This window comes from Pararhizobium sp. A13, assembly GCF_040126305.1.
Lineage (GTDB): Bacteria > Pseudomonadota > Alphaproteobacteria > Rhizobiales > Rhizobiaceae > Pararhizobium.
In genome coordinates this window covers 357,488-368,408 of sequence record NZ_CP149510.1, presented here as the reverse complement: position 1 = coordinate 368,408, position 10,921 = coordinate 357,488, and the positions used below count along the sequence as shown (strand labels likewise).

The window sequence follows — 10,921 nt, the reverse complement described above, 5'->3', positions numbered from 1 at the left end:
ACCCGCTACCGAACTCAGGTGCCGCAGCCCTGACGAATGTAGATCGGAGATTTTCATGATCGATCCAAAAAACCTTGCCGCTCGCTTGCCCGGCGATTTCCTCTTCGGCGTCGCGACCGCTTCCTTCCAGATCGAGGGCGCCACCAAGGCCGATGGCCGCAAGCCGTCCATCTGGGATGCCTTCTCCAATATGCCGGGTCGCGTCTACCAGGGCCACAACGGCGATATCGCCTGCGATCACTATAATCGGCTGGAGGAAGACCTCGACCTGATCAAGAGCCTCGGCGTCGAAGCCTATCGGTTCTCGATTGCCTGGCCGCGCATCATTCCGGAGGGCACAGGGCCGGTCAACGAGAAAGGGCTGGATTTCTACGACCGCCTCGTCGACGGCCTGAAGGCCCGCAATATCAAGGCCTTTGCGACGCTCTATCATTGGGATCTGCCGCTGGCCCTCATGGGCGACGGCGGCTGGACGGCGCGTTCGACGGCCTATGCCTACCAGCGCTATGCGAAGACGGTGATCTCCCGCCTCGGCGATCGGTTGGATGCGGTCGCCACCTTCAACGAGCCGTGGTGCTCGGTCTGGCTCAGCCATCTCTGGGGCATCCACGCGCCGGGCGAGCGCAACATGGATGCAGCACTTCGCGCGCTGCATTTCACCAATCTCGCTCATGGCCTCGGCGTCGCCACCGTCCGAGAGGAGCAGCCGAAACTGCCGGTCGGCATCGTCATCAACCCCATGCATGTCTATGCCGGAAGCGACAGCGCCGAAGACAAGGCGGCGGCCGACCGTGCCTTCGATTTCCACAACGGCGTCTTCTTCGGCCCGGTCTTCAAGGGCGAATATCCGGAGAGCTTCCTCTCCGCGCTCGGTAGCCGCATGCCGGAGATCGAGGATGGCGACATGGCGACGATCAGCCAGAAGACCGACTGGTGGGGCGTCAACTACTACACGCCGATGCGCGTCAGCCACGATCCGACGGAAGGCGCCGAATTCCCGGCGACGGTCAGCGCCAAGCCGGTCAGCGACGTCAAGACCGATATCGGCTGGGAAGTCTTCCCGCAGGCGCTCGGCGACCTGATCCGGACGGTCAACGCGCGCTACGCGCTGCCGGACTGCTACATCACCGAGAACGGCGCCTGCTACAATATGGACGTTGAAAACGGCGTGGTCGATGACCAACCGCGGCTCGACTATATCGCCGATCACCTCTCCGTCACGGCCGACCTGATCGCCGAGGGCTATCCGATGAAGGGCTATTTCGCCTGGAGCCTGATGGACAATTTCGAATGGGCGGAAGGCTACAGGATGCGCTTCGGCATCGTTCATGTCGACTACGACACCCAGGTCCGCACCATCAAGAAGAGCGGTCACTGGTACAAGGAGCTGGCCGGGCAGTTTCCCAAGGGCAATCACAAGGCCGGGTGACAAGGTTCGCTTGGCTGTGGGCAACAAACCACGATTGACACCGAATGATCCGGCATCTTAAGCCGGATCATGGCACTTCAACTCACCTCCTTTGACGACGAACTCCTCGCCGGCACGCATGGCGAGGCGGCAGCCTTCTCTATGCGGCTGCTCGTCCGCTTTGCCGAGGCGGTGGGCGCCGAGAGCTTTGTCGATATCGAGGCCGCCCATATCGACGGCTGTCTCTATCTCGGCCAGGTCAGCCTCGATTTCGTCGAGCACCTGGTGCGACTCAAGGGCCGCGTCCGCGTGCCGACGACGCTGAATGTCGGTTCGGTCGATCTCATCCACCCGGAACTCTTCCGTGGTGAAGAGGAGATCGGCACCAACGGTGCTCGGCTGATGAAGGTGCATGAGGAACTCGGCTGCATGCCGACCTTTACCTGCGCACCCTATCAGACGATGTTCCGGCCGCGTTTCGGCGCGCAGATCGCCTGGGCGGAATCCAACGCCATCGTCTTTGCCAATTCGGTCATCGGTGCCAGGACCAACCGCTATGGCGATTTCATCGATCTCTGTTGCGCGCTGACGGGCAGGGCGCCGTATTACGGGCTGCATATGCCTGAAAATCGCCGCGCCCAGGTTCTGGTGGAGGTCGAGAGCCTTCCCGATGAATGGCCGGACGCCGGCCCCGCCTGTGTCGCCGTTGGCCATACGATCGGCAAGCATTGTGGCAGCCTGATCCCGGCGATCACGGGACTGCCGGGGAATACGCAGGAAGATGACCTGAAGGCGCTTGGCGCGGTCGCCGCCTCGTCCGGGGCCGTCGCCCTGTTCCATGCCGTCGGCCTGACACCGGAGGCGCCGACTGTCGATGCGGCGTTTCAAGGCCATCAACCCGTGGAAACGATCCGGCTGACCGCGGACGACCTGCGCCGCACCGTACGCAACCTTTCGACCGTACCGGATGGCACGCCGCTTGCCGGCGTCAGCCTCGGGACGCCGCATTTCTCACTCGAAGAGTTCGCCCGCCTGATGCCGCTGCTCCAAGGCTCAAGGCCGGTCGTCGATATCTACATCAACACCAATCGCAGTGTCCTGGAAGAGCTCGGCAACGGCGGCTGGGACACCGCGCTCGAAGCTCAAGGGGTGACGCTGGTGATCGACACGTGCACCTATCTGACGGCGATCATGCGCGACATGTCCGGTGCGATCATGACCAATTCCGGCAAGATGGCCTATTATGCCCCCGGCAATATCGGCGTCGACATCGCCTTCGGATCGCTTGCCGACTGCATGGCCTCCGCCCGTGCCGGAAAGGTAGTGCGGCAGTGACCCGCGCCGTCGAAGCGATCACGCTCGTTCCAGGAAAGGCGGAAGGCCAGACCTTCGTGCTCACCGAACCCTTGAGCTTCTGGGGCGGACTCGATTCCTTGACCGGCAGGATCATCGACCAATGGCATCCGCAGAAGAATGCGTGCATCTCCGGCCGCGTCCTCGTCATGAAGGCGGGGCGGGGTTCCAGTTCCGGCAGCTCCGTCCTTGCCGAGGCGATCCGTCGGGGCACGGGGCCGGCGGGCATCGTGCTGATGACGCGCGACGCGATCGTCACAGTCGGCTCGATGGTCGCAGTGGAGCTATATGGTGCGACCTGTCCGGTGGTGCTGGTGTTGGAAGCCGATTGGGACTTGATCAGCAGGAGTTGGGGCCTTGCGTTGGAGGCGGAAAATCCGACGGCCACGCTGCGTCTCCTTGACGCTGTCCTTTAAACGAGCGTTTTTAACCGCGGCTTAAAGATTTTGGAATGCTTTTGCTGACATTGTGCGCCTAAGATGCGCGACCTGTTGCCCCACTTTGTCAATTCGATCCGGCTGAAGCGGCAACATGTCGTGCTGCTTCTGCTGGTGTCGTTTGCCGTGGTGGTAATGATCGTCATGGCGGTCGTGCTGACGGCGCTGCAGACGGTCGCGTCGACGACCAACGCGCTTGACGAGAGCCGCTCGCGCCAAGCGGTATCCGGTGCATTGGCTACCCTGAAAAGCCAGATGACCGCGACCATGGTGGACTACACGGTCTGGGACGCCGCGGCCCGGGCGGTCTATTCGCCCGGCGCGGAGGACTGGATTCTTGAGAACTTCGATCTTGCCAACGGCGAGTCAAAGATTTTCGATGCGGCGTATTTGCTTGGCCCGGACGATGGGATCCTGATGGCGTTCCAGCGCGGAAAGCCCTTCTCCACGCCACCGTCCGATTTCTTGTCGCCGGCCTTTGATGACATGCTGAACGTTGTCAGCGGTGCTGGCGTTGGTGACGGTGCGGAAACATCCGGTTTCGTCCATACGCCTGAAGGCATTGCGGTCGTCGGCGTTTCGACCATTCGCGGTGCGTCGCCGGATGTTTCGGTGCCGCAGGATCGGCTGCAACGGCTGGTATTTGTCCTCTATCTGGATCAGGCGCGTATCGACAGCATCGCCGAGACCTATCTCGTTCACGACCTGCGTCTGGTCGACGCGTCGTCCGTCCCTCCGGGTGCCGCGGCGATTGCCGATCCAACGGGCCGGGTGATCGCAGGACTGACCTGGACCGCACAGTCTCCAGGAGACATCAGCTATCGGCGGGTACGGCCCTATGTTTTCGTCGCAATGGCGATCGTCGGCGCCTTTGTCGTTCTGCTGGTGCTGGCCGGCTCCTCCGTCATCGGTAAGCTGCGTGGCGATGAGATTGCCGCCCGCAAGATGGCGGTGACGGACCGTTTGAGCGGCCTTGGAAATCGGCTGGGGCTCTTCAACGGCTTGCAGGACATGCTGGACCGGGCGCAACACGACGGTGATGACGTGATGCTGTTCTATCTGGATATGGACGGCTTCAAGGAGGTCAACGACGTCTATGGCCATGCGACCGGTGATAGGCTGATCAAAAGTGTGGCGGCAGGGCTGACGCATCTCATTCCCGAGGGCGCCGTTCTCGCCCGTCTCGGTGGTGATGAGTTTGCGATTGCGCTCACGCTCAAGCACGGCACACAGACGGCCCAGTCGCTGGAGGCGCTGGTTCTCGATTTCTTCTCCGAGCCTTTCGTGCTTGGGGAGCGTGTCGCCGTGGTCGGCGTCAGCGTGGGGACCGCGATATCCACGTTCGGTTCGATCGACGCCGATGAATTGCTGAGGCGCGCCGATATCGCCATGTACAAGGCAAAGGCGGAAGGACGCGGCCGGGCGATCGCCTATGACGCGGCGATGGATATTGCTCTTGCAGAGCGCAAGTCCATGGAAGTGGCCCTTCGCGCCGGCATACGAAAGAAGGAGTTTTTCGTCGCCTACCAGCCGGTCGCCGATGCCCGGACGCAGGCGATTGTCGGGCTTGAAGCCCTGCTGCGATGGGATTCGCCGCAGATGGGCATGGTCTCGCCGGACATATTCATCCCGCTAGCGGAATCCTCTGGCGTGATCGACAAGCTCGGTCTGTTCGTGATGAAGGAGGCCTTGAGGGTGGCGCGGGCATGGCCGCAGATCAGTATCTCGATCAACGTCTCTCCGGCACAGTTCCGCAATCCGTTTTTTATCCCAAGCGTCGCGCAACTGCTCGAAGCGAGTGGCGTGCCCCCTCAGACCGTGACACTGGAAGTGACGGAGGGATATTTCGTTCACAATCCCGCCCATGCGCGGGGCATGATCGAGGCGCTCAACGGGCTCGGCGTGCGCATCGCGCTTGACGATTTCGGCGCCGGCTTTTCCAGTATCGGCTATCTCCGGCAGTTCCGTTTCGATCGCCTGAAGCTTGATCGTTCGATGATCAGCGCATTGGAGGATATGCCTCGGGGACGGGAAATGCTGCAGGCAACCCTGGCACTCGCTGCCGCCCTCGATATTCCGGTGACGGCAGAAGGCATCGAGACGGAAGAACAGGCGGTCTTGCTCCATCACAGCGGATGCGATCAATTGCAGGGCTACTTCTTCTCGCGAGCCGTCGCCGAAGCGGGCCTTCCGGCACTTCTTGGGGGAAAAGCCGCACCGGGAACCGCGTTGCTGTCGGCTTGACGGCCGCTCAGCTTCCCAGATGCCGCTCGCCGCGCTTCTTTGCGAGCGCGATCTGCTGCTGGCGCTGGCGGTAGCGCATACGGTCTTCCTCCGTGCGCGTGTCGTGGCAATGCACGCAGGCGACGCCCTCCTCGTGGTGCGGCGACGTCAGGTCTTCCGGTGTCAGCGGCTGGCGGCAGGCGTGGCAGAGGGTGTGCTCGCCCTCTTTCAGGCCATGGGTCACCGAGACCCGGTCGTCGAAGACGAAGCAGGCGCCGTCCCAAAGGCTGTCTTCCTGCGGCATTTCCTCAAGATATTTCAGAATGCCGCCCTTGAGGTGATAGACCTCCTCGAAGCCCTGCTCTTTCATGAAGGCGGTGGCCTTTTCGCAGCGGATGCCACCGGTGCAGTACATGGCGATCTTCGGCTTGTTGTGCAGGCCCGTGTTGTTCTTCACCCAGTCCGGAAAATCGCGGAAACTCTTGGTCTTCGGGTCGATGGCGCCACGAAAGGTGCCGATCGCGGTCTCGTAATCATTGCGGGTGTCGATCACCAAGGTGTCCGGATCGGAAATCAGCGCATTCCAGTCCTTCGCCGCCACATAGGTGCCGACCACCTTGTTGGGGTCGATATCCTCGACGCCCATGGTGACGATCTCCTTCTTCAGCCGCACCTTCATGCGCAGGAAGGGCATGGACGACGCCCAGCTTTCCTTGTGCTCGAGATCTTTGAATTCCGGCTGGCTGCGAAGAAAGGCCAGAACGGCTCTTATGCCGTCCGGTGGCCCGGCGATCGTGCCGTTGACGCCTTCGTGGGCGATCAGCAGCGTCCCCTTCACCTGATTGTCGTCGCATGTCTTCTGCAGCGGCTGCCGAAAGTGGGCGAACCGTTCGAAGGAAGCGAAATGATAAAGCGCTGCCACCAGAAACTGGCCGCGGGTTTCCTGGAAGGGGGCTTCCGGGCGAGGGGTTTGGAGCGTGTCTGTCATGCGGCGTGAAATACAGCTTTCGGCTCTTTCGCGCAATCCGCATCGCGGCCCGGTGGTTCAGGCCGGGCCGCGATAGTTGGTGTCAGATGCCTTCGGGCGTGAAGACGCGCAGGCGGTGACCGTCAGGATCGGCGCCGGTGAAGGTATAGCCGAAGTCCAGCGCCACCGGCTCCTGCAGGATGGTGACGCCCTTTTTGCTCCATTCGGCGTGCAGCGCATCGACGCTGTCGCGCCCGTCGACGGAGATCGCCAGTTCGCTGCCGCCGGCATCGACGACGACCTTGGGTTCGATGGTCTTCCTGGACCACAGGCCGAGCTTGGTGCTTTCGTTCATCTTGAACAGCGCGAAGGTCGGCGAAAGTTCCAATGGCATCGCGCCGAAAACTGTCTGGTAGAAATTGGCGCTTTCGGCCGGGCTGTCGACGGCAAGCAGGATGTAATCGGCTTTCATGATGTTCTCCTTCGTGTTTGCGAAGACCTTCTTATTCGGGCCTGCTGTCAGTTTCTGGCAGTAGGATCACATGTCGTTTTTGACGTTGTGGACCCGGCGCCACTCCGCCAGCAGGTGCTGACGCCTACGGGGAACACGGACATCGGTGACGGTCATCGACGCGATGCGTTCGGCCCGAAAATGGCGGAAATCCTCTCGCAGTTCGCACCAGGCGGCGAGAACGCGGGTTTCTTCGAAATAGCCGAGCGCAAACGGCCAGATGCGCCGGGTCGTCGGTCTGCCGTTTATGTCCGCATAGCTGATATCGAGCTTCAGGCCCTGCCGGATCGCCTCTCGAACCACCGACAAATCCGTGGTTCCCACATTGGGTCTTCTGGCGGAGACGAGCAGGGAATTCGTTTCCAGCTCATGGCGGAGATCGGTCGGCAGCACGGCTGCGATCTTCGCCAGCGCGTTGCGGGCGGCGTCTTTCAGTTCGTCATCGGTTCGCGCCGCGACCCACCGGGCTCCCAGCACCAGCGCCTCGATCTCCTCTTCGCTGAGCATCATCGGCGGCATCAGGAAGCCGGGTTTCAGCACATAGCCGAAGCCGGGCGCGCCCTGGATATCCGCACCTTGTGCCTGCAGCGTGGCGATGTCGCGATAGAGCGTGCGGATGCTGATGCCCAGGCGCTGCGCAAGAGCTGCGCCGCTCACCGGCCGACGGTAGGTGCGCAGAAGCTGGATGAGGTCGAGCAAGCGGGCGGAGCGGGACATGCCGCACCGTACTGCCACGAAATGGCAGCATCAATCCCCCAAGCGAACAGGCGTGTTTGTCACTTTACAGCGCCGCGCGTCTTTTGAGACGCGCAAAGGTCGCTGTAACTTTGAACTGCTGTCAGGCGGCGTCCTGCCACAACAGTCGGATTTTCCGGCTTTCGTTCATTGGATCATCCCGGAAAACGGACTCTGCGGCCAGAAGGATTGCTTTCCGCAGAGCCTCCTGCTGCGTGATGACCGCCGACAGGAGATGGGCGAGGTCCTCGCTCTTGCCGAAAAGGTCCGGCTGCTCGTTGACGAGCGACGAGAGCAGAGCGAGATCGTTGTAATGGCCGAGCAGATCGACGACCTCGGTTACCTCGACCCTCTTTGCATGCATTGCCGACGGCCAGAGCGGCTGCAGCAGATCGAGGTAGTAGCGGTAATCCTGGCAGCGCTTGCGCAGTTCGTGAAACAGATGCGCGTCCGTCGTCTCCCTGCAGGCATCGCGTGCCGCAGTCGCACGCTTCAGCATCCGGCGCCAACCCTTGGCGAGGTGTTTGGCGCTCCTGTCGCCGTCATCTTCGAACGTGACATGCGAAAGCGCTTCGAGCGCCTGGCCGCAGGTCGCAATCGCTTTCGCTACGCTTTCTTCAAGCGGTTTCTCGTGGGCGGCAAGCCTGTCGCGCCGGGCAGCCAGCATCTTGCCGATCCGCTTCAATGCTGCGCGTTCCTCGCGGTTTTCGGCATGACGCTGAAGAAATTCGCTGACCTCGACAAGAGCCGTCGCATCGCGAAACGTCGAAAGTGTTTTCGCCATGTCGCGGATGCGGGCGTTTTCGGCCGGCCCGAACGCCGGCGCATCGGTGGCGGCGAGGCGGTAAAGGGAACGCAGCCGCTTGAAGTGTTTGCGCGCGTCATGGATCGCTTCCAGCAGCCCGTCCGGGCGCTCCGTCAACGCGGAGATGGCAAGGTTCAACTGCTCGGTGCCGACCGCCTTGAACTCCTGCAGGAAGTTCTCAGAAGGGTGAATATGATAGCTCATGATCGTCTCTCGAAGCCAGCGGGTTGGTGGCCAGAAACTGGTTCGAATAGCGTGGGTCGCCGGTCACTTCGGCGCCGAGCCAGCTTGGAAGCTCCGGCGTATCGCCTTCTGCGTTCAGTTCGACTTCGGCGATGACGAGCGCTTCGTGCGCGCCGCCGTAGACGTCGACTTCCCAGACAAAGCCGCCATGCTTCACTTCATAGCGCGTCTTCTCGATGACGAGGCCGATGGCTTTCGACATCATCTCCTTCGCATCGGCAACCGGAATGTCATATTCGAATTCGTCTCGCGTCATGGAGCCGTTGCTGATCTTGATGGTCAACTTGGCGCGCTCGTCGTTCATCAACCGGACGCGGGCCGACCGGTCGTCCATGGTTACGACATAGGCCTGCAGCAGGCGCGTGCCGCGATCTGCCGCACCTCGCCACCTCTCGGACGCCACCAGAAACTTGCGCTCTATTTCCTTGGCCATCGCATTGCTCGCCGCTTCGCCGAGGTTGATTTTAGATAGACTACATATTTGTGGCGATGGAACAAGCGAGCACTTCGGACTAGCCGCAGCTTCGGCCAGGCGTCCCGAGGCGTGTTGTCAAGCCGGCGTCACCATGTTCGAATAGGTTCGAAAACACCCGTTTGGTCTCGACAAAAGCGGATGGGAAGGGTATTCGAACTGCGATTTCAATCGTTTTAAAGCAAAGGCGGCCGGCATGAGCAAGAAAACCGACACACTTCTTTCCGTCCTGAAATTGCAGCCGGTGGTTCCGGTGCTGATCATCGACGACGTCGCAACCGCGGTGCCGCTGGCGCGCGCCCTGGTCGCCGGCGGGTTGAAGGCAATCGAGATCACCTTGCGCACGACGGCCGCGCTCGAAGCGATCCGCGCCGTTGCCAATGAAGTCGAAGGCGCGGTTGCTGGTGCGGGCACCATCCTCAATGCGGCCCAATATCAGGCCGCGGTCGAAGCCGGCTCTCGGTTCATCGTCAGCCCCGGCACGACGCAGGAACTGATCGACGCCGCCAACGATTCCGATATCCCGCTTTTGCCCGGCGCTGCCACCGCCAGCGAAGTCATGGGTCTGCGCGAGGAAGGCTACGACGTCATGAAATTTTTCCCGGCCGAACAGGCTGGCGGCGCGGCTTACCTGAAGTCGCTGTCGTCGCCGCTTGCCGGCACGCTGTTCTGCCCGACCGGCGGCATCTCGCTGTCGAATGCGAAGGATTATCTGTCGCTGCCGAACGTCGTCTGCGTCGGCGGTTCCTGGGTCGCGCCGAAGGACCTGGTCGCCAAGGGCGACTGGGCCGGCATCACCAAGCTCGCCGCCGAAGCTTTTGCTTTGAAGGGCTGATTGCTGCGCATAGACGCACTGGAGTGGCCGCGCCCTTGGGCGCGGCCTTTTTCGTCTTCGCGTTTGTATTTCTTTCGTCGCATTCCTATGTCTCAATCCGACTTCGATCGGCCAAGGGAGTGTGACCGTATGTTTGACGCGAAGAAATTGCTGGATCAGTTCTTGGGCTCGCAGATCCCGGGCGCCGGCGGCACCGTGCGCGATCGCGCCGGACAAGTGACGCAGCTCGCCAAGGACAATCCGCTTGCCGCCGGTGCCATCGCCGCCGTCCTGCTCGGCACTGGAACGGGCCGCGAGGTGACGGGCGCCGCATTGAAGCTCGGCGGTCTCGCTGCCATCGCCGGTCTCGGCTATCAGGCCTACAAGAATTACCAGGCCGGCAAGGAGCCGGCAGCGCAGCCGGAGGCCCAGGCCCAGCCGGAACTCCTGCCGCCGCCGGCTGATTCCGGTTTCAGCACCGAACCCGCCGCCATCCGCAACGATTTCGTGCTCGTCCTTGTCCGCGCCATGATCGCCGCTGCCCGCGCCGATGGCCATATCGACGATGCCGAGCGCGCCCGCATCATGGACAAGGTCAAGCTCTCCGGCCTCGATTCGGAAGCGGAACAATTCCTCAATGACGAACTCAGCAATCCGGTCGATCTCGACGCGATCGTCGCGGCCGCGAAGACGGAAGAAGAGCGCGTCGAGCTCTACACCGCCTCGCGCCTCGCCATCGAGCCGGACAGCCGTGCCGAGCGCGGTTATCTCGATCTTCTCGCCGGCCGCCTCGGCCTTGCCGATGCGCTGGTCGATCATATCGAGGCGACGGTATCGGCCGCCAAAACACCTGCTGCCGAACCCAAAACCTCAGTTCCTCAGACCGGCGAGCCGCCGATCAAATCGCCCTGGTGATCCATCCATCACCACTTTGCATTTGTGCGGATGCCTGA

11 protein-coding genes are annotated in these 10,921 nt (G+C 61.9%); 6 read left to right on the top strand and 5 right to left on the bottom strand.

The window, feature by feature from the left end:
• Positions 1–55: 55 nt before the first annotated feature.
• From WI754_RS01820 to WI754_RS01805, 4 genes are all read left to right on the top strand, one after another.
• On the top strand, positions 56–1,429 hold the full coding sequence (locus WI754_RS01820) for a GH1 family beta-glucosidase (RefSeq protein WP_349435932.1): 1,374 nt from the start codon (positions 56–58) through the stop codon (positions 1,427–1,429).
• A 69-nt stretch (positions 1,430–1,498) separates the two neighbouring features.
• Positions 1,499–2,743, top strand: coding sequence for an aconitase X catalytic domain-containing protein (locus WI754_RS01815; protein WP_349435931.1), 1,245 nt, complete (start codon positions 1,499–1,501; stop codon positions 2,741–2,743).
• A complete protein-coding gene (locus tag WI754_RS01810; protein WP_349435930.1) occupies positions 2,740–3,177 on the top strand; it encodes a DUF126 domain-containing protein in 438 nt (145 codons plus the stop codon). The genes WI754_RS01815 and WI754_RS01810 overlap by 4 nt, the downstream gene beginning before the upstream one ends.
• A gap of 75 nt (positions 3,178–3,252) precedes the next feature.
• On the top strand, positions 3,253–5,442 hold the full coding sequence (locus tag WI754_RS01805) for an EAL domain-containing protein (RefSeq protein ID WP_349435928.1): 2,190 nt from the start codon (positions 3,253–3,255) through the stop codon (positions 5,440–5,442).
• Between the two features lie 7 nt (positions 5,443–5,449).
• Here WI754_RS01805 and WI754_RS01800 read toward each other — a convergent pair whose 3' ends face one another.
• The 5 genes from WI754_RS01800 to WI754_RS01780 all read right to left on the bottom strand — a co-directional run bounded on the left by WI754_RS01800 (position 5,450) and on the right by WI754_RS01780 (position 9,115).
• Positions 5,450–6,409, bottom strand: coding sequence for a rhodanese-related sulfurtransferase (locus tag WI754_RS01800; protein ID WP_349435926.1), 960 nt, complete (start codon positions 6,407–6,409; stop codon positions 5,450–5,452).
• 82 nt (positions 6,410–6,491) lie between these two features.
• Positions 6,492–6,860 (bottom strand): VOC family protein, encoded by a 369-nt coding sequence (locus WI754_RS01795; RefSeq protein ID WP_349435925.1) that lies wholly within the window; start codon positions 6,858–6,860, stop codon positions 6,492–6,494.
• A gap of 66 nt (positions 6,861–6,926) precedes the next feature.
• A complete protein-coding gene (locus WI754_RS01790; protein WP_349435923.1) occupies positions 6,927–7,616 on the bottom strand; it encodes a YafY family protein in 690 nt (229 codons plus the stop codon).
• Between the two features lie 121 nt (positions 7,617–7,737).
• Complete coding sequence (locus WI754_RS01785; protein ID WP_349435922.1) at positions 7,738–8,643, bottom strand: CHAD domain-containing protein; 906 nt, start codon at positions 8,641–8,643, stop codon at positions 7,738–7,740.
• Positions 8,618–9,115 carry a CYTH domain-containing protein gene (locus tag WI754_RS01780; protein ID WP_349435921.1) on the bottom strand — a complete coding sequence of 166 codons (498 nt, stop codon included), beginning with the start codon at positions 9,113–9,115 and terminating at the stop codon, positions 8,618–8,620. Before WI754_RS01780 ends, WI754_RS01785 begins: the two co-directional genes overlap by 26 nt.
• A gap of 235 nt (positions 9,116–9,350) precedes the next feature.
• On the opposite strand from WI754_RS01780, the gene WI754_RS01775 reads away from it, so the two are divergent.
• Both WI754_RS01775 and WI754_RS01770 read left to right on the top strand, forming a co-directional pair.
• Positions 9,351–9,989: a 2-dehydro-3-deoxy-phosphogluconate aldolase gene (locus WI754_RS01775; protein WP_349435920.1), complete on the top strand. Its 639-nt coding sequence runs from the start codon at positions 9,351–9,353 to the stop codon at positions 9,987–9,989.
• 129 nt (positions 9,990–10,118) lie between these two features.
• A complete protein-coding gene (locus tag WI754_RS01770; RefSeq protein ID WP_349435918.1) occupies positions 10,119–10,883 on the top strand; it encodes a tellurite resistance TerB family protein in 765 nt (254 codons plus the stop codon).
• Positions 10,884–10,921: the final 38 nt, after the last annotated feature.

Coding starts and splice junctions, on each gene's coding strand:
- WI754_RS01785 (WP_349435922.1), bottom strand. CDS start 8,643: ATGAGCTATCATATTCACCCTTCTGAGAACTTCCTGCAGGAGTTCAAG.
- WI754_RS01795 (WP_349435925.1), bottom strand. CDS start 6,860: ATGAAAGCCGATTACATCCTGCTTGCCGTCGACAGCCCGGCCGAAAGC.
- WI754_RS01770 (WP_349435918.1), top strand. CDS start 10,119: ATGTTTGACGCGAAGAAATTGCTGGATCAGTTCTTGGGCTCGCAGATC.
- WI754_RS01815 (WP_349435931.1), top strand. CDS start 1,499: ATGGCACTTCAACTCACCTCCTTTGACGACGAACTCCTCGCCGGCACG.
- WI754_RS01780 (WP_349435921.1), bottom strand. CDS start 9,115: ATGGCCAAGGAAATAGAGCGCAAGTTTCTGGTGGCGTCCGAGAGGTGG.
- WI754_RS01775 (WP_349435920.1), top strand. CDS start 9,351: ATGAGCAAGAAAACCGACACACTTCTTTCCGTCCTGAAATTGCAGCCG.
- WI754_RS01820 (WP_349435932.1), top strand. CDS start 56: ATGATCGATCCAAAAAACCTTGCCGCTCGCTTGCCCGGCGATTTCCTC.
- WI754_RS01790 (WP_349435923.1), bottom strand. CDS start 7,616: ATGTCCCGCTCCGCCCGCTTGCTCGACCTCATCCAGCTTCTGCGCACC.
- WI754_RS01800 (WP_349435926.1), bottom strand. CDS start 6,409: ATGACAGACACGCTCCAAACCCCTCGCCCGGAAGCCCCCTTCCAGGAA.